Source organism: Novosphingobium subterraneum (assembly GCF_000807925.1).
GTDB classification, from domain to species: domain Bacteria; phylum Pseudomonadota; class Alphaproteobacteria; order Sphingomonadales; family Sphingomonadaceae; genus Novosphingobium; species Novosphingobium subterraneum.
Map to the genome: position 1 here is coordinate 147,896 of NZ_JRVC01000002.1, position 22,052 is coordinate 169,947.

Annotated in this window: 23 protein-coding genes; 12 read left to right on the top strand and 11 right to left on the bottom strand. The window is 61.7% G+C overall.

The annotated features are described in order from the left end of the window. Positions 1-92 precede the first annotated feature (92 nt). Positions 93-512, top strand: a complete 420-nt coding sequence (gene ribH, locus NJ75_RS02625) for a 6,7-dimethyl-8-ribityllumazine synthase (RefSeq protein WP_039331220.1) — start codon at positions 93-95, stop codon at positions 510-512. A gap of 4 nt (positions 513-516) precedes the next feature. Here the strand turns inward: ribH and NJ75_RS02630 are convergent, their stop codons facing one another. The 4 genes from NJ75_RS02630 to NJ75_RS02645 are packed head-to-tail and all read right to left on the bottom strand — an operon-like array spanning position 517 to position 3,809. Continuing rightward, a complete protein-coding gene (locus tag NJ75_RS02630) occupies positions 517-987 on the bottom strand; it encodes a DUF1254 domain-containing protein (RefSeq protein ID WP_156135684.1) in 471 nt (156 codons plus the stop codon). Between the two features lie 53 nt (positions 988-1,040). Next, complete coding sequence (locus NJ75_RS02635) at positions 1,041-1,634, bottom strand: DUF1214 domain-containing protein (RefSeq protein ID WP_169745688.1); 594 nt, start codon at positions 1,632-1,634, stop codon at positions 1,041-1,043. Then, complete coding sequence (locus NJ75_RS24700) at positions 1,627-2,721, bottom strand: hypothetical protein (RefSeq protein ID WP_169745689.1); 1,095 nt, start codon at positions 2,719-2,721, stop codon at positions 1,627-1,629. Before NJ75_RS24700 ends, NJ75_RS02635 begins: the two co-directional genes overlap by 8 nt. After that, positions 2,721-3,809 (bottom strand): phosphotransferase family protein, encoded by a 1,089-nt coding sequence (locus tag NJ75_RS02645; RefSeq protein ID WP_039331228.1) that lies wholly within the window; start codon positions 3,807-3,809, stop codon positions 2,721-2,723. The genes NJ75_RS24700 and NJ75_RS02645 overlap by 1 nt, the downstream gene beginning before the upstream one ends. 626 nt (positions 3,810-4,435) lie before the next feature. Between NJ75_RS02645 and NJ75_RS02650 the strand changes: the two genes are divergently transcribed. Then, positions 4,436-4,960, top strand: coding sequence for a helix-turn-helix domain-containing protein (locus tag NJ75_RS02650; RefSeq protein ID WP_039331229.1), 525 nt, complete (start codon positions 4,436-4,438; stop codon positions 4,958-4,960). A 68-nt stretch (positions 4,961-5,028) separates the two neighbouring features. On the opposite strand, the gene eno is transcribed toward NJ75_RS02650, so the two are convergent. Beyond that, entirely contained in the window at positions 5,029-6,315 is a 1,287-nt protein-coding gene (eno, locus tag NJ75_RS02655) for a phosphopyruvate hydratase (RefSeq protein ID WP_039331231.1), read from the bottom strand. 222 nt (positions 6,316-6,537) lie between these two features. Here eno and NJ75_RS02660 point away from each other — a divergent pair, with 222 nt between their 5' ends. The 5 genes from NJ75_RS02660 (at position 6,538) to NJ75_RS02680 (ending at position 8,633) form a co-directional block, all read left to right on the top strand. Next, a complete protein-coding gene (locus NJ75_RS02660) occupies positions 6,538-7,116 on the top strand; it encodes a hypothetical protein (RefSeq protein ID WP_052241877.1) in 579 nt (192 codons plus the stop codon). Between the two features lie 28 nt (positions 7,117-7,144). Then, a complete protein-coding gene (locus NJ75_RS02665) occupies positions 7,145-7,525 on the top strand; it encodes a phage holin family protein (protein ID WP_052241879.1) in 381 nt (126 codons plus the stop codon). Then, positions 7,522-7,806: a hypothetical protein gene (locus NJ75_RS02670; protein WP_039331235.1), complete on the top strand. Its 285-nt coding sequence runs from the start codon at positions 7,522-7,524 to the stop codon at positions 7,804-7,806. The genes NJ75_RS02665 and NJ75_RS02670 overlap by 4 nt, the downstream gene beginning before the upstream one ends. Position 7,807: 1 nt before the next feature. Further along, positions 7,808-8,320: a hypothetical protein gene (locus NJ75_RS02675; RefSeq protein WP_039331237.1), complete on the top strand. Its 513-nt coding sequence runs from the start codon at positions 7,808-7,810 to the stop codon at positions 8,318-8,320. A gap of 91 nt (positions 8,321-8,411) precedes the next feature. Next, the gene (locus NJ75_RS02680) at positions 8,412-8,633 is read left to right on the top strand and encodes a DUF4170 domain-containing protein (RefSeq protein ID WP_039331239.1); all 222 of its coding nucleotides are present in this window, start codon (positions 8,412-8,414) and stop codon (positions 8,631-8,633) included. Positions 8,634-8,697: 64 nt separating this feature from the next. On the opposite strand, the gene greA is transcribed toward NJ75_RS02680, so the two are convergent. From greA to carA, 4 genes are all read right to left on the bottom strand, one after another. After that, a complete protein-coding gene (gene greA / locus NJ75_RS02685; protein ID WP_039331241.1) occupies positions 8,698-9,174 on the bottom strand; it encodes a transcription elongation factor GreA in 477 nt (158 codons plus the stop codon). 129 nt (positions 9,175-9,303) lie between these two features. Next, complete coding sequence (gene carB, locus NJ75_RS02690) at positions 9,304-12,627, bottom strand: carbamoyl-phosphate synthase large subunit (protein WP_039331243.1); 3,324 nt, start codon at positions 12,625-12,627, stop codon at positions 9,304-9,306. 35 nt (positions 12,628-12,662) lie between these two features. Then, entirely contained in the window at positions 12,663-13,085 is a 423-nt protein-coding gene (locus NJ75_RS02695) for a ribonuclease E inhibitor RraB (protein ID WP_039331245.1), read from the bottom strand. Continuing rightward, positions 13,085-14,260 carry a glutamine-hydrolyzing carbamoyl-phosphate synthase small subunit gene (carA, locus tag NJ75_RS02700; RefSeq protein ID WP_039331247.1) on the bottom strand — a complete coding sequence of 392 codons (1,176 nt, stop codon included), beginning with the start codon at positions 14,258-14,260 and terminating at the stop codon, positions 13,085-13,087. Before carA ends, NJ75_RS02695 begins: the two co-directional genes overlap by 1 nt. 160 nt (positions 14,261-14,420) lie before the next feature. Here carA and NJ75_RS02705 point away from each other — a divergent pair, with 160 nt between their 5' ends. The 4 genes from NJ75_RS02705 (at position 14,421) to NJ75_RS02720 (ending at position 19,638) form a co-directional block, all read left to right on the top strand. Further along, positions 14,421-14,876, top strand: a complete 456-nt coding sequence (locus tag NJ75_RS02705; protein ID WP_039331249.1) for a GatB/YqeY domain-containing protein — start codon at positions 14,421-14,423, stop codon at positions 14,874-14,876. Between the two features lie 7 nt (positions 14,877-14,883). Continuing rightward, entirely contained in the window at positions 14,884-16,743 is a 1,860-nt protein-coding gene (gene dnaG / locus NJ75_RS02710) for a DNA primase (protein ID WP_039331251.1), read from the top strand. A gap of 64 nt (positions 16,744-16,807) precedes the next feature. After that, positions 16,808-18,811 (top strand): RNA polymerase sigma factor RpoD, encoded by a 2,004-nt coding sequence (gene rpoD, locus NJ75_RS02715; RefSeq protein WP_039331253.1) that lies wholly within the window; start codon positions 16,808-16,810, stop codon positions 18,809-18,811. A 122-nt stretch (positions 18,812-18,933) separates the two neighbouring features. Further along, positions 18,934-19,638: an FkbM family methyltransferase gene (locus NJ75_RS02720; RefSeq protein WP_236727042.1), complete on the top strand. Its 705-nt coding sequence runs from the start codon at positions 18,934-18,936 to the stop codon at positions 19,636-19,638. 24 nt (positions 19,639-19,662) lie between these two features. Here NJ75_RS02720 and NJ75_RS02725 read toward each other — a convergent pair whose 3' ends face one another. Together NJ75_RS02725 and NJ75_RS02730 are read right to left on the bottom strand one after the other, a co-directional pair. Next, positions 19,663-20,118, bottom strand: coding sequence for a DUF3237 domain-containing protein (locus tag NJ75_RS02725; protein ID WP_039331257.1), 456 nt, complete (start codon positions 20,116-20,118; stop codon positions 19,663-19,665). Beyond that, positions 20,115-21,407: a flavin-dependent oxidoreductase gene (locus NJ75_RS02730; protein WP_039331259.1), complete on the bottom strand. Its 1,293-nt coding sequence runs from the start codon at positions 21,405-21,407 to the stop codon at positions 20,115-20,117. The genes NJ75_RS02725 and NJ75_RS02730 overlap by 4 nt, the downstream gene beginning before the upstream one ends. Positions 21,408-21,607: 200 nt before the next feature. Between NJ75_RS02730 and rpiB the strand changes: the two genes are divergently transcribed. Further along, a complete protein-coding gene (gene rpiB, locus NJ75_RS02735) occupies positions 21,608-22,045 on the top strand; it encodes a ribose 5-phosphate isomerase B (RefSeq protein ID WP_039331261.1) in 438 nt (145 codons plus the stop codon). Positions 22,046-22,052 lie beyond the last annotated feature (7 nt).

The window sequence follows — 22,052 nt, forward strand, 5'->3', positions numbered from 1 at the left end:
ACAATCTCGCCCATGGCCTTCCGGCCAAGCTCGCACTATGGCGGGCGCAAACGCGCCCTGCGGATGTGCAATCACTGAAGGATCAAGTTCCAATGGCCAAGTTTCTGATCGTCGAAGCCAGGTTTTACGATCACCTCAACGACATGCTGATCGCCGGTGCCACGGCCGCTTTAAAGGAAGCAGGCCATAAGGTGGAAGTACTCACTGTACCCGGCGCCCTCGAAATTCCCGGCGCCATTGCCCTCGCAGATGAGTCAGGCGATTTCGACGGCTACGTCGCCATCGGTGTGGTCATTCGGGGCGAAACCTATCACTTCGAGATCGTAGCCGGGGAAAGCGCACGCGGCATCATGGCGCTGACAATGGATGGCGTCGCTATCGGCAACGGTATCCTAACCGTCGAGAACGAAGCGCAGGCCATCGTGCGCGCCGATCCTGCGCAGAAGGACAAGGGTGGCGAAGCAGCGAAGGCTGCACTCGCCCTGCTTGCACTTCGCGAACGCTGGGCCTGACCTATCAGCCAACCGGCGCGCAGCGATCGTCGCGGCGCGCCTTGTCTGCCAGATCAAATTCCTTCTGGGTAGGCGCCAACCTACGATCGAGAATGATGCCCCGCTCCGTTGGCGTGTAGATGACCGGCAGTTCGACGGGGTGAACCAGCCCACCTTCCTTTTGAAGGATAAAGCGGATGCCGTCCGGGCTGCGCAGTGAATCCATCACCGCCACGTTGTCTGTATTCGCCGCGAAGACCGATACCGATACGTAGCCCTTGTTTGGGCTGGGCGGGACATCGACAAGTATCGGGCCGGCAGACAAGTCATAGACGCAACTGGCGTAGGCAAGGTCTGGCGACGGACGAACGATCTGCCGGGAAGCTGCGGTCGTGCGATCTGCGAAGCGGAAGACGTTTACGCTTTCTCCGTCGCCGGAGAGCCTCCGCATCGCGATGTGCATTATGACTTGAGGCGCTGCCAATATCGTTGCCATGTGACCGACAGCCACTGCCGCGATGAAGGCAACGCCATATAGCACCCTGCCCCTCACCGGCTTTCTCCGCACGAAATGCGCTCGACCTTCGGGAATGCGATCGAAGCAAAATCCCGCTGTGCTTGCGAAGCAGGATTGTAGATTCGCAGCGTCAGGTCGAACTCGCCCGCTTGCCTGGTTGACAGCCACGGCATGGCCGGATTGGCCGACGGGCCGACTTCCGCCTCCCAGATGCCACGCTGGTCCGGCGTGACTTCCGAGGCGTCGACAGAAAGCGCGTCGTCCTTGTTCTGCGGAAGGTAGTCGTCAGAGGCATATGCGGTGATTGACCACCACTTCCCCGGCAACGGCCCGCCGACCAGCCGGTAATGGCAGTCCTCTCGCAGGGGTTCGCCAAGATCATCGACCTTGCGGGTGAAATAGATTGCCTGGCTGCGGTTGAGCGCCAGCAGTCCTGTCAGCGCCACTCTGGCACGCAGCAAGGGCCCCGCCTCGGCCGATCCGGTTACGCGGCTGCCACTCCAGCCGCTGTACTCCTCGCTTCCCATGCCGACGTGCTTCAGCGCAATGATCGCCGATGCAGCACCGACAACGAGGCCGATCGCGACCATAGCAAGCACGCCGACAGCCTTTGCGGGGCTACGCACCGACATCGAAATATTCAGTGAGGCCCCACGGGCCATATGGGCCGATAACAAGCTGCTCGAAACCACCGATGCCGGTCTCGCCATCGCTGGTGGACACGCGAGAGATGATCTGGACGTGGAGATTGTCGAGCGTTGGAGCCATCGGGTCGAGGTCAGCCAGGACAAAGTCCTCGCGCTCGACGGCGAGCGGCCCATGATAAAGGCCATGCCCCCACTTGGGACTGGTGTAGCCAAGCCCCCTCATCTGAAATCTCACGAGCGGTTCAAACGTCAACGCCAACGAACCTTCGGGCCGCTGGATGGTCAGCGTCCCGCCAGCGGGCCACCGTGTGCCCGGCTGCATCGGGGAGACCATGGCTGCGGCGGGAGTTTCGAAGAACGATTCCGTTTCGCCACCGTCCGGTGCGATCACGGCGCGAGTGTTCCACGGCGCACCATGGCGATCAGCGTTGATGTGGAAAAACAGGCTGCGATTTGGCAGATTAACCGGCGTCCATTGCCAGAAGAAGGATGAGACCACGCCATGCCCGTGAGGCTGAGCGTCGGACGCGCCGACGGGACGCACACCCCAACTGCGGTCACGGGTGCCGCAAGTTCCGGTGGCCAGATCAATTCTTTCGCCATCGACTTCGATCCACCCCGTGTAGCGGCCGTTCTGCGTCAGGCGGGTGTAGTCCATGAACGTCCGCGGGCCGATACGATGGATGAACCGTGGCTCTTCAATCGGAAAAGCGCGGCCGGTGAAAGTGAGGTCCGCCGCCAGCCCTTCCCCGCGCACTCGTACCCGAAGGACGTTCAGGGGTTCGATAATCTCAATGCTGATGGGCCCGACCACCAGATCGAACCGCTCCATGTTCAGTTCGCGCGAGGCATGGAGGTTGTACTGAACTCCCTCTCGAATGCAGGAGAAATGGGCATCAGCGACGTTCAGATGCGGGTAGATGCCGAGTGCAACCGCAAAGAACCCGGAGCCGTCGGGTGCATAGCCATTAAAGAAGTATCGATCGTAGAAGTTACGGTCCGTACCGGCATAGGCAATCGGTTCCGGGGTCTGGTGCAGCGGATAGTCGTCTCCCTTGGTCAACATCAGGCAAGCTCCATCCGGCGCTTCAGCGCCCCGAGACTGTCATGTTCAAGCGCAAGTTCGCAGGCACCGCGAGCCATCGACAGGAAATTGGCATCACCACGGTCCGTGCGCACCACGAAAGTGGCACTGAAAACGGCGGTAGAAACACCGTGGAGCGCTCCAATGCGATAGTCGTCCCAGACATCGTCTAGAGTATGTGGCGCGCCCAGACGGGTCATTTCAGCGCAGTAGATGTCGAGCAACGCCCGTTCGTTCGGGCGGCGCAATTCCGAGCCGATGCCGCAGCCAAGGAAGTACCCGACGTCGGTCAAGCCGCATCCTGCCGCCGCCGTCTGCCAATCCACCAAGGCAATGGGCTGCTGACCTCCCATGATCCCGAAGAGCATGTTGTCGAGCCGAAAATCTCCGTGGAGGAAGGACCGGCGTGAATGTTTCCGATCGAACCACAGGTCGAGATTCTCGTTCAACGCCTCGCAGACCCCCATGAGATCGGGCTCCAGGGCATCGGCATAGCGATCCCGAAAGATTGCCTGGGCTTGCGGGTACAGGTCCCGCAACGTCTGGCTCGCTTGCGGGTCGGGCTGCAGCCATGCAGCGTCGAGCACGGGATGGTCCATCGTGGGCGCATGCAGGGCTGCAGCTTGGCGCATGGCTGCTTGCGCCTGAGGCAAGGTACATCCCGCCAGCTGGTTTCCGGCACTACAGGGACCAAGATCTTCGAACAGCAGCACGAAATCGCAACCGTTGTCGTCGAGCATGGCAGCATAGACCTGCGGTACCCGCATCTGTGTCAGAGATGCCACTTCCCGGTAGAACATGACTTCACGTGAATAGAGCGAGAACAGGGCCGCGGTCTGGCGACTGGTAGCATCGCTTGAGGGGAACTTTGCAGCGACAGTTGCTGGAGCCTGAGGTGCATTGTTGGTGTATCGCAAAGTGAACCGTGCGGTATCGCCCACCTGCCCCGTACCGATTGCCTGCCATTCGATATCAGCAATCCGCGCGTCACCCAGCACACCGGCCTTGGCAAGTTGCACTTCAAGCCATGCAACGTCGACCTCGTCGGCGCGCGTCGGAAAATCAGCCATCTCGTTCTCCCGAATGCAGGCTGACAGAGACTGCCATACTTTGGAAGGGCGATTCAAATGACCGATTAAATCAGTGCGAGGGAACGCTCCATCGTCCGCAGTTTTGGCAGAACGACACATGGAGAAAGGACAGCGATGTGGATGGCCCACTCGAATGGTTTGCAGCCCTGGGTACAATTGTCGCGGCGAGTCTCGTAGCGGCAGACCTGGGGCGTCGTTGGACGGGGTGGGGATTCGTCCTGTTCATGGCGGTGGCAATCACGTGGATCGTGGCGGGGTTGAGGAGCAATTCAGGTTCGCTCGTAATACAGAACGGCGCATTGCTGCTCATAAATGCCTGGGGAGTTTGGTGCTACCTGATCTCACCAAAACGTAGACTGTCGTCCGGTGAGCATTGAACCTGCTCCATTCTGGTTCAACTACGGATGAATACAACACGTCATCATCGCATCATATAATTGAAATTTGCGGATTTCTTTTGGCCATACCCCAAGGACTACGAGCCAGCCCTAAGTGGAACGCCGAATGGCTGCGTCACGCACTCCTGCCAATTTCGCAAAGCTAACAAGGCTGATGGCGGACTGGTCCCGTGAAGCGCTTTGCGGGCGCACAGTAGGGGTGATGGGATGGGCAGGGAACAGGTGAGGTCACGGGCCAGGCGACTCATTTCCGTCGCCAATGAATTGCTCGCGATGGCCCATGAAATGGAATTGAACGAAGGTGAACTGCAGATCGACCGGGAAGCCATCACCATCCCGAAGGATAGCCACGTCTGGGCCGAAGTCGCCAGAACCGCCTATCGCGACAGGCGCCGGCGGTTGGACATTTTCGCAGACGCGACCCTATTTGGAGAGCCAGCCTGGGACATCCTGCTGGACCTTTTTATCGCCGCGAAAGAACGCAAGCGACTGCCGGTCACCAGCGCATGCATCGGGGCGGCAGTGCCAGCCACCACCGCATTGCGCTGGTTGACGGTGCTTGAAGACAAGGGCCTGATCGTCCGTGAAGCTGATGCGACCGACGCCCGCCGCGTGTTCGTCCGGCTGTCGAGCGATGGCTACGAGAAAATGGTGGCCTACTTTTCAAATATCGCCGGTGATCTGCAGAGCGAAGAGGACATCGTGAAGCGCTCACTGAGAATAGCACATTAAACTGCGTGAGAGGGACCGCCCTTAAATTGAGGCTGCCCCTCCGAACGCAAGTTCAGTTATTACGAAGATCAGGCACCAAGCCGACCGAAGGCAGCCTTGCCGGCGTAACGCGCCGATACACCCAGCTCTTCTTCAATGCGGATGAGCTGGTTGTACTTGGCGAGACGATCGGAGCGGGCGAGAGAGCCGGTCTTGATCTGGCCGCAATTGGTGGCAACCGCCAGGTCAGCGATGGTCGCATCTTCGGTTTCGCCCGAACGGTGCGACATGACTGCGGTGTAGCCATTGCGCTGCGCGATCGACACGGCCTCGAGCGTCTCGGTGAGCGACCCGATCTGATTCACCTTGACCAGCAGCGAGTTTGCCAAACCCTTTCCGATGCCCATCTCGAGACGTTTGGGATTGGTCACGAAGAGATCGTCTCCCACAAGCTGCACGCGCTTGCCAACCTTCGCAGTCAGCGCTGCCCAGCCTTCGAAATCGTCTTCGCTCATACCGTCTTCAATCGAGATGATCGGATAGGCGTCGCAGAGCGCGGCGAGATAGTCAGCCATGGCATCGGGCGAGAGCGAAAGGCCTTCTCCGCTGATTTCGTACTTGCCGTTCTTGAAGAATTCCGTTGCCGCGCAATCGAGCGCGAGCATCATGTCTTCACCGGGCTTGAAGCCCGCCTTCTCGATGGACGCCATCACGAAGTCGAGTGCGTCGCGCGTGCTGGCAAGGTTCGGAGCGAACCCGCCCTCGTCTCCGACCGCCGTTGCGAGGCCCTTTTCGTGAAGACCCTTCTTGAGGGTGTGGAACACTTCCGCCCCCCAACGCACGGCTTCGGCCAGCGACGGCGCGCCGACGGGCATGATCATGAATTCCTGGAAATCGATAGGGTTGTCGGCGTGCTCACCGCCGTTGATGATGTTCATCATCGGCACCGGGAGAACATGAGCAGCCACGCCCCCGACATAGCTGTAAAGCGGCAGTCCGCGGGCGTCCGCGGCTGCCTTGGCAACTGCGAGGCTGGTGCCAAGGATCGCGTTCGCGCCCAGGCGGCCCTTGTTTTCAGTCCCATCGAGCTCGATCATGGCGAGATCGATGTCCCGCTGATCTTCAGCGTCCATGCCGAGGATGCATTCCGCGATGTCGGAGTTGACCGCAGTGACGGCCTTGGTCACACCCTTGCCCAGATAGCGGGCCTTGTCGCCATCGCGCAGTTCGACTGCTTCGTGGGCGCCTGTTGATGCACCTGAGGGAACAGCAGCGCGGCCAAAGCTTCCGTCTTCGAGAAAGACGTCGACTTCAACGGTGGGATTGCCACGGCTGTCGAGAATTTCACGCGCATGGATGTCGATGATCGCGGTCATTATCTGCTCCCTGCAGTTCGGCGAGAATTGAGCGCCAAGGTTGCCGCGGCTCCTATCGGCTGGAACCGTGGCAAGCAAGCCGCGTTTGCAGTGCAACATGCCTATCCGGGCCGGTCTTGTGCGCCAAGGCTCTTGCATTCCGCTGCAAGGGTCTAGCAAGATGGACAAGACCGCCCATATCGAGGGTCTAGCACCCGTGCGAACTGCCGAAGGGAAACAAACATGGCCGACACCACAATGACCCCCGCTGACGCCCCCAAGAAGCGCGCTTCGAAGGCGGCAGAGAATGTGGTCGCCACTGTAGCTGACACCAACGAAAGCGCCGCAGATACTGCAAAGGGCCGTTTTACCAAGGCTATCGAGGAGGCAAAGGCTGGCGCCGAAGCTCTCAAGGGTGAGGCGATGGAAAAGGGTGCTGCCTACAAGGCCAAGGTCAGCGGCACGACCGCAGACTGGGTCGACGAAGCCAAGGTTTACGCGGGGCAGGCAAAGGAAAAGGGCGCGGCCCTTGCCGTAGAAGGCAAGGCCCGGGCCAGCGACGCACTCGGCGCGTTGGGCAAGACCATCTCCGACACTGCAACCACGATCGACGAAAAGCTGGGTGTGCAGTACGGCGACTATGCTCGCAGCGCAGCGCGTTCGATCCAGGAGACCGCGGCAAAGCTCGAAGCCAAGGACCTTGGCGAGCTTGGCGAAGACGTGAAGGAATTCGTGCGCAAGAGCCCGGGCGTGGCAATCGGTGTTGCCGCGGTGGCCGGCTTTGCCATCGCGCGATTGCTGTCGGGCGGATCGGACGACTGACCGCGCTGAACGCGGCGGCATTGGTCCGATGAGCGAGCACAATTCAACCTGGACGCCTGATCCCTCCCCGTCTGAGGCAGGGATCGGTGCGGCCATCAAAGCCCTGATCGATGACGGGCAAACCCTCCTTGAAGCCGAAATCGCGTACAGGAAGGCTCAGGCGTCATATGGCCTGGGCGAAGCAAAGGCGATCATCGTCTTTCTGCTGCTTGGGTTGGCATTCGGCTTCTTCACCCTGCTGGCAATCGTCGTCGGGCTGTTGCTTGCTCTTGCCCACTACGTGGGCGTTTGGGGAGCTCTTGCCATTGTCGGCGGTGCACTCGCTCTCTTGGCTGTCATATGCCTGGCGCGAGCGACCAAGCGCATCCGCGCTGCCAAGGCGGCGCTCAGCGCAGGAGGGAAGCCATGACCGCCCCACCAGAGTTGGCTGCCGCAAGGGCACTTCGGGATGAAGCGCTGGCCGTGGTCAAGGGCGATCTGGAAATAGCCAAGCTGGAGCTTTCTCCGGGGCGCGTCAAGGAACGTGCGGTGGGGGAAGCCGTTGAAATGCTCGATAGCGCTCGTGCAGTTGCCGACGAGAACAAGGTGGTGATCGGCGTAACCGTCGCTGCACTGTTTGGCTGGTTCCTCCGGGAACCGATCCAGGAATTGGCCGAGCGCGTGATCGACAAAGTCCGATCAGGAGATTGAGATGAGCGAAGAACTGCAAGTAAACGGCGCAGAGACCCTGCGCGAAAAGGTTGACGCGGCCAAGTCGCGCCTGGCGGAACGCACTGCCAGCTCGAAGTCGGTCCAGACCGTCAAGGGGCTGATCGAGGAGCACCCGGTGGCGTCGGTCGCCGCCGGTATACTTCTGGGCGCGCTCGTTGCGAAGGCCTTGCCCTCTGTCGGCCGGCGCAGCACCAAGGCCAGGGGCGCCGCTGAGGACGCGGCCAGTTCGTTGCGCAAGAGCGCGTCGGGTCTGGCGGCAGTCGCCGGAAAGCTCGCAATCGACTATGCAACCCGTGCGCGGGACGTTGGTCGTGACGGCCTTAACAAGGTTGAGGAGCTCAGTGGCACGGTTGGCGAAAAGATTGCCGACGGCAGCGAAGAGGCCCGTCGCAAGGCTTTCGATCTTTCCGAGATCGTTCGCTCAGCCGCCATAGAGGCGAGCGAAGCGGCGCTGCGCAAGGTGAACGAACTCACTGCGCGCGTTAAGCCTTAAAAAGGGCTCAGGCGAGCCGTTCGCATGACTTGCGCGCGGCTCGTCTTTTTGTCAGTGGCGCACACGAATCCTCCCCAAAGGAAAGTCGCCAATGCAAAAGCTGCACCTCGTTATGGGCGGGCGGGTCAAAGACCCCCAGGGCCTCGAATTTCAAGACCTCAAGGCAATCGACCTTGTCGGCGTGTTCCCCGACTATGCCAGCGCTGAAGAAGCTTGGCGCGGTGCCGCACAGAGGACCGTGGACGACGCCGAGATGCGCTACGTGATCGTGCACCTCCATCGCCTGCTTGAACCGGCCCTGCCGAAGGATTGAGCAAGCTTATAAAAAAAGGCCCCGGATCGCTCCGGGGCCTTTTTTCGTTAGTGATGCCGATCGCTCAAATGAACTCGATCTTCTGGACAAGGTAGAACTTGTCGCCCGAGGGGACAGTCACCTCGATCTCCTCATCGACCTTGCGGCCGATCAGTGCCTTGCCGAGCGGCGAGTTGTAGCTGATCATGCCCTTCTTGGCATCGGCCTCGTATGGACCGACGATCTGGTACTTCACCGGCTTTTCGTCATCGTCGAGCAAGGTCACGGTGGCACCGAAGATGATCTTGTCACCCGAGAGAGTCGCCGGATCGATGATCTGAGCGCGGCTGACGCGATCCTCGAGATCGGCGATAGTCGCTTCGACCTGGCCCTGACGTTCCTTGGCCGCATGATATTCCGCGTTTTCCGAAAGGTCGCCATGGGCGCGCGCTTCCTCGATCGCGTCGACGATCTTGGGCCGCTCCTCGCGCAGCGCTTTCAGCTCGGCAGTCAGCTTTTCATAGCCTTCCGCAAGCATCGGCAGCTTTTCCACACTCGCCATCCGTAACTCTCTTTCCTGTCACGCCCCGGCTACCGCTACGGCAACCGAGGGAAAACCTGCCCCCGCCGACCGACGCCGAATGCGCCGAGCCGGACCAGTCTCATGACAATGCCGGGGGACTAATAAGGTTCAAGCATAATAGTCCTGCAACGAACGCACTTCAAGTTCGGCAGAGCGAAGTGCCTCGATTGCCTCGACCGCAGCGACGGAAGCAGCAGCCGTCGTGAAGTAGGGAACGCGCGAGTTCAACGCCGAAGCGCGGATCGATTGCGAGTCCTTGTGGCTCTGCCAGCCTTCAGTCGTGTTGAAGATCAGCGCGATGTCGCCATCGATGATCCGGTCGACGATGTGCGGACGGCCTTCGGCCACCTTGTTCACTCGTTCGATGATCAGGCCCGCATCGGTCAGATAGCGGGCCGTGCCACCGGTGGCCACGATCTTGAAGCCGAGGCTGATCGCCTTGCGCACGGCGGGCAGGATCACCGCCTTGTCGCTGTCCTTGACCGAAACGAAGATCGTTCCGCTCTGCGGCAGCTTGGTGCCTGCACCAAGCTGCGACTTGGCGAAAGCGACCGCGAAGGTCTTGTCGACGCCCATGACTTCGCCGGTTGACTTCATTTCCGGCGAGAGCACGGGGTCGATGCCGGGGAAACGGGCGAACGGGAACACGGCTTCCTTGACTGCCATGTAGTCGATCTCGCGCTTGATCGCGGGGAGATCGGCCAGTTTCTCGCCCGCCATGACGCGCGCCGCGATCTTGGCAATGGGCGTACCCACGGCCTTGGCCACGAACGGCACCGTGCGGCTGGCACGCGGGTTCACCTCGATCAGATAGACCTCGCCGTCCTTGATCGCGAACTGGATGTTCATCAGACCGCGCACGTTGAGGCCGCGTGCCAGCAAAACCGCCTGGCGCTCCATCTCTGCAATGATCTCGGCTGACAGGCTGTAGGGCGGCAGGGTGCAGGCGCTGTCGCCCGAGTGAATGCCGGCTTCCTCGATGTGCTGCATGACCCCTGCAACGGTTACGTCCGTGCCATCGGCCAGAGCATCGACGTCGCACTCAATCGCGTCGCGCAGGTACTGGTCGATCAGCACCGGGCTGTCGCCCGAGACCTGCACGGCAGTGGCGATGTAGTCATCCAGCTGCGCCTGGCTGTCGACAATCTCCATCGCGCGGCCGCCGAGCACGTAGCTCGGACGGATCAGCACGGGATAGCCAATGCGGCTCGCCACCGCGACGGCCTCATCACGACTGCGGGCAATGCCGTTGGCGGGCTGCTTGAGGCCGAGCTTGGCGACCAATGCTGCGAAGCGCTCTCGGTCTTCGGCAAGGTCGATTGAGTCCGGCGATGTGCCGAGGATCGGGATGCCCGCATCCTGCAGCGCCTGCGCCAGCTTCAGCGGGGTCTGCCCGCCGAATTGCACGATCACGCCGACCAGTTCGCCCTTCGACTGTTCGACCGCGAGGATTTCCAGCACGTCTTCGGCGGTCAACGGCTCGAAGTAGAGGCGATCCGAGGTGTCGTAGTCGGTCGACACGGTCTCCGGGTTGCAGTTGACCATGATGGTCTCGAACCCGGCGTCACCCAGCGCGAAGCAGGCGTGGCAGCAGCAGTAGTCGAACTCGATGCCCTGACCGATGCGGTTCGGACCACCGCCGAGGATGACGATCTTCTTGGCGTCAGTCGGAGCAGCCTCGTTCTCCGGCTCGCCGAACAGCGCGCCTTCGTAGGTCGAATACATGTAGGGCGTGACCGCCTCAAACTCGGCGGCGCAGCTGTCGATGCGCTTGAACACCGGGCGCACGCCGAGCTTGTGGCGCAACGACCGCACTTCGGCTTCGCTGGTGGCACCGGCCATGGCGCGCAGCGCGTCATGCAGCAGGCCCGAGCGCTTGGCCTGGGTCTCTGCCATGCCACCGGCAACGCCAATGCCGCGCACGGCCAGCGTGGCGAGGCGCTTGTCGGAGAAGCCCATCGCCTTCAGGCGGCGCAGGCCCGCCGCGTCGTTGGGCAAGCCATCGCGCTGGATGACGTTCTCTGCTTCCACGATCTCGTGGATATGACGCAGGAACCACGGCTCGTACTTGGTGACGGCGTGGACTTCATCCACCGACAGGCCCTCGCGGAAAGCCTGCGCGATCACCAGCAGGCGATCGGGCGTGGCGCGGGCGAGCGCGGCGGTGATCTCATCGCGGCTGGCGCCTTCGAGGCCGACGACGCGGTTGAAGCCATCAAGGCCGGTTTCCAGCCCGCGCAGGGCCTTCTGCATCGATTCCTTGATGTTGCGGCCAATCGCCATGACTTCGCCGACCGACTTCATTGCGGTGCCGAGCAGCGGCTCCGCGCCCTTGAACTTCTCGAAGGCGAAGCGCGGGATCTTGGTGACGACGTAGTCAATGGTCGGCTCGAACGCCGCCGGGGTGGCCCCGGTGATGTCGTTCATGATCTCGTCGAGCGTGTAGCCCACGGCAAGCTTGGCCGCGACCTTGGCGATCGGGAAGCCGGTGGCCTTCGAGGCCAGTGCCGAGGAGCGCGAAACGCGCGGGTTCATCTCGATGACGATGAGGCGGCCGTCTTTCGGATTGACTGCGAACTGTACGTTCGAACCGCCTGTTTCCACACCGATTTCCCGGAGCACCGCGATCGATGCGTTGCGCATGATCTGGTATTCCTTGTCGGTCAGCGTCAGCGCCGGGGCGACGGTGATGGAGTCTCCGGTGTGGACCCCCATCGGATCGACGTTCTCGATCGAGCAGATGATGATGCAGTTGTCCTTTTTATCGCGGACAACCTCCATCTCGTACTCCTTCCAGCCGAGGAGCGATTCCTCGATCAGGACTTCAGTGGTGGGCGATGCTTCAAGCCCGCCCTTCACGATCTTGACGAACTCTTCCTTGTTATAAGCAATGCCGCCGCCGGTGCCGCCCATGGTGAAGCTGGGGCGGATGATCGAAGGCAGGCCGGTGCGCTCGAGGATTTCGAGCGCCTCGTCGATGGTGTGCGCCACGCCCGAGCGCGCGGATTCGAGGCCGATCTTGTCCATCGCCTCGCGGAAGCGCTGGCGGTCTTCGGCCTTGTCGATCGCATCGGCATTGGCGCCGATCATCTGAACGCCGTACTTTTCCAGCGTGCCATCGTTGAACAGCGCCAGCGCGGTGTTGAGCGCGGTCTGCCCGCCCATCGTCGGCAGCAGCGCATCGGGGCGCTCCTTCTCGATGATCTTGGCGACGACTTCGGGCGTGATCGGTTCGACATAAGTCGCGTGCGCCATGTCCGGATCGGTCATGATCGTCGCGGGGTTCGAGTTGACCAGGATGATGCGATAGCCCTCTTCCTTGAGCGCCTTCACCGCCTGCGTGCCCGAATAATCGAACTCGCAAGCCTGGCCGATGATGATCGGCCCGGCGCCGATGATCAGGATCGAGGAGATGTCAGTGCGTTTGGGCATGTTGTCCTGCGGTTTCTTGACGGCCGTCGCCGGAGTCAGTTCAAAATGGTCAGTTGCTGGTCAGGGCCAATTTCAGGCCCACAATCCCAGCCGTCGTAATTCAGTTCAAACTCGCCAGCCAAACGACACATCAATGGCATGGTTTGTTCGACCCACTGATGTGAAAGGAGCGCTCGGCCGACAACGTGTAGGCGATCATGATCGGGTATGTCGGTTACAAATGCCAAGTCCTGAAACATCAAGGCTGCGCGGCTGACGTTCCGGGGTTCGCCCGCGAAGAAATGGCTAACTACCCTCTCCTTCTCAAAACTTTCCCCTTTGGCAGACATATGTTCAAGCAGATCAAAGCTGGAGAGGATCATTTCCTGCGTCTCAGGGTCGTACTGTTCGTCCCCGACAGCCTCGTCGGAAAAGACCGACCGCTGCTTTGGTCCGAACCAGCGACGCAGGAAGTTCATCACCCCAACATCCCCACAAACTTCTCGAACAGGTAGAAGCTGTCCTGCGGTCCCGGCGATGCCTCGGGGTGATACTGCACCCCGAATGCCCGCTTGCCCTTCACCGCAATCCCGCAGTTCGAGCCGTCGAACAGCGAGACGTGGGTTTCGACCACGTTGTCACCCAGCGCGCCCGGTGCGTTGTCGACCGCGAAGCCGTGGTTCATTGAGGTGATCTCGACCACGCCGTCTTCCATGCGCTTGACCGGGTGGTTCGCACCGCGGTGGCCCTGGTGCATCTTGGTGGTGCGGGCGCCGGCGGCCAGCGCCAGCATCTGGTGGCCGAGGCAGATGCCGAAGACTGGCATGTCCATCTCGAGCAGCTTCTGGATCACCGGCACGGCATAGGCCCCCGTCGCCGCCGGATCGCCCGGGCCGTTCGACAGGAACACGCCATCGGGCTTCAATTCAAGGATCGTTTCCAGCGAGGTCTCGGCGGGAACCACCGTCACCGCCGCGCCCGCCTTCACGAGGTTGCGGAAGATGTTGTCCTTCGCACCGAAGTCCATGGCGACGACGTGGGGGCGCTTGTCATGCGGTGAGCGGCCATAGCCCTTGCCGAGATGCCAGACCGAGCCTTCCCAGGCCTCCTGCCCATCGCGCGTGACGACGCGGGCAAGGTCCATGCCTTCAAGGCCGGGCCAGTTGCGCGCACGCTCGACCAATGCGGGGATGTCGAACTCTCCCTTGGGATCGTGTGCGATCACCGCGTTGGGCGCGCCGCTCATGCGAATGCGGCGGGTCAGGGCGCGGGTGTCGAGGCCGGAAATGCCGATCTTACCCTGCTTTTCCATCCACTGCTGGAAGGTGCCGGCGCTGCGGAAGTTGGCAGGCGCAGTCACATCCTCGCGCACCACGCAGCCGACGGCGCCGGGCGTGTCATGGCTTTCCATGTCTTCGGGGTTGGTGCCGACGTTGCCGACATGCGGGAAGGTGAACGTCACGATCTGCGCCGCATAGGACGGATCGGTCATCACTTCCTGATAGCCGGTCATCGCGGTGTTGAAGCACACCTCGCCGACGGCTGCGCCGGCAGCGCCGAAACCACGTCCCCAGGCAACAGACCCATCGGCAAGTACGAGGACTCCCGTCGCGCCATCTGGTTGAGGCGCGTGCGAAAGTGCGGGGTCGGCCATGATATGGGGCGCTCCGTTGGCAGGTGTTCTGGCGATGTTGCTAAGGGGCGGCTGCTAGACCCGACTCGACGCAGCGTCAACCTAGCGATTCCCGAAAGTTTGGCCTACATGGAAGGTTTCTCGCCATGACGGCGGAGAACTCCACGGGAAATACGATTACATGATCCGCGATACCATCAAGGCCGCGCAGGTTTCGGCCATGAAAGCGGGCGACAAGCCCCGCCTCGCCGCTGTCCGCCTGATCCTCGCCAAGCTCAAGGACAAGGACATCGAACTGCGCACCGCCTCGGCTGTGCCGGAGGATGACGTGCTCGTCACCGACGTTTTGCAGAAGATGGCGAAGCAGCGCCGCGAATCGATCTCGCTTTATGAACAGGGCGGCCGCCAGGAACTCGCAGAAGTCGAAAAGGCCGAGCTTGCGGTGATCGAGGAATTTCTTCCGCAACAGATGAGCGAGGACGACACCAAGGCCGCCATCGGCGCAATCATCGCCGAGACCGGCGCGGCTGGAATGAAGGATATGGGCAAGGTCGTTGCCGCATTGAAGGCAAAGCACGGCACACAGCTCGACATGGGCAAGGCAAGCGGGCTGGTGAAGGCGGCGCTTTCGGCCTGACCGCGCCATGAGCCTCACCCCGCAATGGCTGGACGAACTCCGCTCCCGCATCTCGCTTTCGGGCGTGATCGGGCGGAGCGTTCGCGTCACCAAGGCGGGGCGCGAATTCAAGGCCTGCTGCCCGTTCCATAACGAGAAGACGCCCAGCTTCACCATAAACGACGAGAAGGGCTTCTACCACTGCTTCGGCTGCGGCGCGCATGGCGACGCCATCCGCTGGATGACCGACCATCAGGGCCTGCCCTTCATGGACGCGGTGAAGGAACTGGCGCTGCAGGCTGGAATGGAAGTTCCTGCCCCCGATCCCCGCGCAGCAAGGAAGGCTGAGCAGCAGAAGTCGTTGCATGACGTTATGCAGGCGGCGCAGGACTTCTTCGTGCGCTGCCTTGGCGAGGAGCGTGGTGCGGAGGCGCGACGCTATCTCGCCTCTCGCGGGTTCCCGGCACAGATCGTGCGGGATTTCGGCTTCGGCTTCGCTCCGGATAGCCGCACTGCGCTGAAAGAGGCGCTGTCGGCCTTCCCCGATGAGATGCTCATCGAGGCTGGCTTGCGAATCGTGGTCGAAGGCAAGGAACCCTACGACCGTTTCCGTGGCCGCCTGATGCTGCCGATCCTTGACCCGCGCGGTCGCGTGATTGCGTTCGGCGGTCGCATCCTCACTGCGGAAAAGACCGACGCGCCAAAGTACCTGAACTCTCCCGATACGCCGCTGTTCGACAAGGGCCGCACGGTCTACAACCTGCATCGCGCCGGGCCTGCTACCCGCCAGAGCGGACGTGTCGTGGTCGTCGAAGGATATATGGACGTGGTGGCGCTCGCGGCCGCAGGAATCGGCGAAGCGGTCGCCCCGCTTGGCACGGCACTGACCGAGCACCAGATCGAACGCCTGTGGCGACTGGTCGAAACGCCCACGCTTTGCTTCGATGGCGACAGCGCGGGCCAGCGCGCAGCGATGCGGGCGATCACGCGCGCCCTGCCCCTGCTCCGCCCCGGACATTCGCTGCGCATCGTCACGCTGCCAGCAGGCATGGACCCGGACGACGTCGTGAAAAAGCAGGGCGCGGCGGCGATGGAGGAATTGCTGGACGGTGCCCGAAGCCTCGTCGACGTTCTCTGGGAAGCGGAACGCGATGCTGCCCCGCTGGCGACGCCAGAAGACAAGGCTGGATTGAAGGCCAGGCTGCTTTCCCATTGCGAGACCATCCAGCACCCCGACATCAAGTCGCTCTACAGGCGCGAACTGACCGAGCGATTTGGCGAACTGGCGTTCGCCCGAAAGGAACGGGCGCCTTTTCAGCCACGACCGTCAGGTTCACGCGCGAAAGGCCAGCCCTGGAAACCGGCACCGCCACCACTTGCCGAGCAGGACAAGGCGAAAATGCTGCGCATCGGCACGGGGCCGAGCAACAGCCTGCTGGCAGCCGTGCTCGACGGTCTGATCTGCCATCCGCAGCACATTGCGCGCCATGCTGACGCCCTCGCCCGCCTTCAGCCCGAGAATCCAGACACTTGCGCACTGATCGATGCACTGCTTGTCACGTCGGACGGGGCACAACCGCTTGAAAGCGCGACCTTGCGCACCATATTGCTGGAACGTGGGCTCAGGCTCCCGTCGGCGCAGGACTATGCCGGGATGCGATTCGGTTTTTTGGCCAGCGGTGGTGATTCGGCAGGAGACGAACTTGCCGAGGCAATTGCCATTCTGGTTGAATGGCCAGCGGTTGAAGAGGCGCTTGTCGAGGCAAACAAGCGCGTTGAAACCGAGCTTTCGGAAGAAAACTTCGCCGAACAGCAAAGATTGATAGCGCGGAGTATGGCTTTGCGTGCCCGTTTGGGGCAAATGGGCCGTGCTCGTGCTGCGTTATAATTATAGCAATGGCGCAAACCGGGTCGCCTTCGGCCCGGTTCTCAGATGGTGGTACCTGGGTTAAATGGCTTCGAACGACAAGACCGATAGCGGCGACGCTCCGCTGATCGACCTCAACGATGCATCGATCAAGAAGTTGATCGCGCGCGCCAAGCGCCGCGGGATCATCACGTATGACGAGCTGAACGAGGCCCTTCCCCAGGACCAGATGTCTTCCGAGCAGATCGAAGACATCATGGCCGCGATCTCCGAGATGGGCGTCAACATCGTCGAGAGCGACGAGGACGCGGTTGATCCCGAGGAAAAGGCTCAGGACGACGAACTCGACGAAGCCGAGACCGTCGAGGACCGCCCGGACGTCATCAAGCGCAAGGAAACGGTCGAGCGGACCGACGACCCGGTGCGCATGTATCTGCGTGAAATGGGCGCCGTTGAACTGCTCAGCCGCGAGGGCGAAATCGCCATCGCCAAGCGCATCGAGGCCGGTCGCGACACCATGATCATGGGCCTGTGCGAGAGCCCGATCACATTCCACGCCATCATCCAGTGGTCCGACGCGCTGAACGCCGGCGAGATGCAGCTGCGCGAGATTCTCGATCTCGACGCCATGCTTTCGAAGGAACCGCAGCCCGAAAACCTGTCGGAAGACGGTGAAGAGGCCGAGCCCGAGATCAGCGAAGCCACCGCCGGCCCCACCTTCAAGGAAGAAGAGGACGTCGAGGAGGAAGAATCCTCCGACGACGAGGACGACGAACTGCGCGAGCGCCGCGCCCGTCCGGCCGAGGAAGAAGAAGAGGACAACACCCTCAGCCTCGCCCAGATGGAAGCGCAGTTGAAGCCGGCGGCGCTTGAGCGCTTTGCCGAAATCACCTCGCTGTTCCGTGCCTTCGAGAAGATCCAAGCAGAGCGTCTCGACGCGCTTGGCATGGGCAATGATTTCCCCGCCGCCAAGGAAGCGCAATACCAGAAGCTGCGCGAAGACCTGACGGCACAGGTCGAATCCGTGCAGTTCCACGCTTCGAAGATCGAATACCTCGTCGACAATCTCTACGCCTTCAATCGTCGCCTGACGACGCTGGGCGGCCAGATGCTGCGCCTTGCCGAGCGCCACAAGGTGTCGCGCAAGGACTTCCTCGACATGTATGTCGGGCATGAGCTTGACGACGGTTGGCTGCAAGCCTTGTCCGGCCGCGACAAGAAGTGGGCAGCGTTTGCTGCGAACGAGGCAGCTCCGGTTGAGCGTATTCGGGCCGAGATTGCCGACATCGCGGCTGCCACCGGCATGTCGCTGGGCGAATTCCGCCGCATCGTGAACATGGTCCAGAAAGGCGAGCGTGAAGCACGCATCGCAAAGAAGGAAATGGTCGAGGCCAACCTGCGCCTCGTGATCTCCATCGCCAAGAAGTACACGAACCGCGGCCTGCAGTTCCTTGACCTCATTCAGGAAGGCAACATCGGCCTGATGAAGGCGGTCGACAAGTTCGAATACCGCCGCGGCTACAAGTTCTCGACCTATGCCACCTGGTGGATCAGGCAGGCCATCACCCGCTCGATCGCAGATCAGGCCCGAACGATCCGTATCCCGGTCCACATGATCGAGACGATCAACAAGCTGGTTCGCACCAGCCGCCAGTTCCTGCACGAGCAGGGCCGCGAACCGACGCCTGAAGAAATGGCCGAGCGTCTGTCGATGCCTCTCGAAAAGGTTCGCAAGGTGATGAAGATCGCCAAGGAGCCGATCTCCCTCGAAACGCCCATCGGCGACGAGGAAGATTCCCACCTCGGCGATTTCATCGAGGACAAGAACGCGATCATTCCGGTCGATGCGGCGATCCAGGCCAACCTGAAGGAAACGGTCACCCGCGTGCTTGCCAGCCTCACCCCGCGTGAAGAGCGCGTGCTGCGCATGCGCTTCGGTATCGGCATGAACACCGACCACACGCTGGAAGAAGTCGGCCAGCAGTTCTCGGTCACCCGCGAACGTATTCGCCAGATCGAGGCCAAGGCGCTGCGCAAGCTCAAGCATCCGTCGCGGTCGCGCAAGATGCGCTCGTTCCTCGACCAGTAAGCAATCCGCTGATGGAAGGCGCTGCCCCCGGACCAGTTCTGGAATGGGGGTATCGTCCCGAAAGTTGGCCATTGCGCGAACTGCGGAGGCAGTTGCGAGATCTGCAGACGCATTTTCCCGCGGTGCGTCGCGCAAAGTTTTCGGCCTACAACCTTGCCACGCGCCATCTTGGCCTGTTTGTCGACCCCGAGATACGACTGCTGCGAAAGCTCGCCCCGCTGGACCTCGCGATCGACATAGGCGGCAATTGGGGGCAAAGCGTTGTGGCCTTGCAGCGCTATGCACGGCCGCGAAAGATCATCACCATCGAACCGATCCCCTCGCTGGCGGAAGAACTTCGCCAGCGATTCTCAGGGGACAGCGACGTGGATGTGCGTGAGATTGCACTCGGCGCTGCAACTGGCGAACAGCACATCCACGTGCCGCGCTATCGCAACTTCGTCTATGACGGCATTGCCTCTCTTGACCGCGAAGCTGCGGTCCAGTGGCTTGATGAGCGGCGCATGGCGCGTTTCACGCCAGATCGGCTTGTAATCGACAGCTATAAGGTAAGGATCGAGAAGCTCGACGCGCTGGAACTCGCCCCGGACATCATCAAGATTGACGTGCAAGGCTTCGAATCGCAAGTCATCGGCGGTGGCATCAAAACGATCGCCTCGCATCAGCCGGTGATCTTGATCGAACGGCCCGACGCGTCTGCCGTTGCTGTCCTCGGCAAACTCGGTCTGTCGCCTTACGGCTGGAACGGAAAACGCCTCGTGCCGGGCGATCTCACCCGAAAGAATGCGATCTTTCTCTCCAGCCGACACCGCGCATTGCTGGACTGACTTCCGGACCGGCAGTCGAAGCTGCTAGTCGATCCTGTAGACCGCCAGACGGACCGTATTCCCAACCTTCCCGCCCTTCGCGATGAACAGGGCGCGGTTGACCCAATCGTATCCGGCATGTCCGGTCTCGAGCCGGATTGCCGTGCGCATGTAGTACTCGGCCGGGTCGACTTCCTCGCCCCCAGCAATGCGCGCATGCACCTCTGCCGTTGCGTGGCGAATGCCTTGGCTGATGACTTCGATCACCGCGCCGTCGCTGGTCTCGATCGCATAGCGCGCATCCAGTTCGGCGATCCCTCCGCGTGAGACGGTCTGCCAGTCGGCCCCGATTGGCAGAATGCGGCCGCCGAGCAGCGGTCCATCGGCGCTACCTCCGACAATCGGAATGATCCGCCGGACACCTATTGGGCATTCGCCCATCTCGTGGGGCCTCGACAGTTCGACAACCAGATCGGTCACATGGGTCAGCGCAATGGTCACGCGGGCACCCTGGCGACTTGCGCACCTTCAGGAATGGTCCTCGGCGCGCCGTTCAGGCGGTCCTTGGCAAAGCCCGCAGCCTGCTGGTAGGCCAGCATGAAGGCACTTCGCTCCGCAGCCGGGATGACATCGTCGATATTCTCGAACTGACCGCCGCAACGTTCGTCCACCATATTGAGCAGGCCGAACGGGCCCGCCCCGCGGTTGCGCATCGCGACCTGGCCGATCGGGCCACAGAATTCGGCGTCGAACTGGGCAAGCGCCTCGGGCGTAACGCCGCGCTCCACCATGATGCGTCCAATCTGGCGTGCGTCGACAATTGCCTGCGAGGCGCCGTTGGACCCCGTGGGATACATCGGATGTGCCGCGTCCCCAATCAGCCCGACCGGCCCATCGACCCAGGTCGGCAAGGGATCGCGATCTATCATCGGGTTCTCGTAAGCCATGTCCGACTTTGCCAGCAGAGCCGGCAGATCAAGCCAGTCATAGACGAACCCGTCGAACTCGTGCGCAAACTCCGCCATTTCGACAGGCCTGAACCATCCCGACTTGGTCCAGTCGTGACTGGTGTCGTACGTCTGCTCGGCGATCCAGTTGATATCGGACAAGCCGTCCGCATCCGGGTGCGAAATCGGGTAGATCACCACGCGATGCCGGCTCGTGCCAAGGCCGACGAACGATGATCCCGAACGGATCGGTACGCCCTTGGCAGTGCCGCGCCACATGATCGTGCCGCCCCAATGGATCGGAGGCTGATCGGGGTGCATCTGCGCGCGGATTGCCGAATGTATGCCGTCTGCCCCGAACAGCAGCGTTCCTGCCGCCTCTTCGACTTTGCCCGAGCGATCCTCGACCAAGGCGGTGACCGAACCATTCGCTTCCATGCGATAGCCCGTAACCTTGCTGCCCAGTCTCACCGCTTGCGGCCCGATGCGCTCGATCACCTTGCGGTAGAGCAGCATGTGGAATTCGCCGCGGTGCACGGCATACTGGTGCCAGTTATACCCGGCCAGCTTGCCACGCGGTTCGGAGTAGATCTCGCGTCCATTCGGCCCGACCAGGGCCCACTCACGCGCCGGAATGCCCACGGCATCCATCTCGGCCTCACCGATGCCGAGGTCTTCGAGTTCGCGAACGGCGTTGGGCTGGAGATTTATGCCGACACCCAGCGGCTTCAATTCACGAACGGATTCGAAGACCGTGCAGGAGACCCCGATCTGGTGGAGCGTCAGTGCGAGCGTGAGCCCGCCAATGCCGCCCCCGGCGATGAGCACGTGTTCCTGCGGCATTCCTGTTCGTCCCGTCCGATCCTGATTGCCGGGCCTTTACGCATCGCGCGATCCGGTCGCAACCGCCATGACGCTCCCACCTGTTAGGATGAGCCCCATCGGGCAGATTTCCTCCAGCGATTTGCGGTGGCTTGTTGCGCTGCAAGAGCCTATGGGCGCGCCAACGAATCCCCTAATACCGCTGTCGAGTAACGATCCCCATGCGTATCGCCATCGCTTCCGATCACGCCGCTGTCGACCTGAAGGCCGCACTGCGTGAGTATCTCATCGGCCTTGGCCATGAAGTTGCCGACCTCGGGCCAGAGACCGCCGATCGCGTCGACTATCCCGACTATGGCTACAAACTGGCCTCGGTGGTAGCCGAAGGCATTGCCGAGCGGGGCGTCGCCCTGTGCGGATCAGGTATCGGCATCTCGATCGCAGTAAACCGCGAACCGGCCTGCCGCTGCGCACTGGTTTCGGAACCGCTCTCCGCAGCACTCGCGCGCGAACACAACGATGCAAATGTCATTGCGATGGGCGCACGCCTGACTGGCGAGGACATGGCCAAGGCCTGTCTTGACGCATTTCTTTCCACCGAATTCGGCGGTGGCCGCCATGCCGGCCGCGTCGAAAAGCTTTCCAACCCCGCAATCTGAAGGAGCC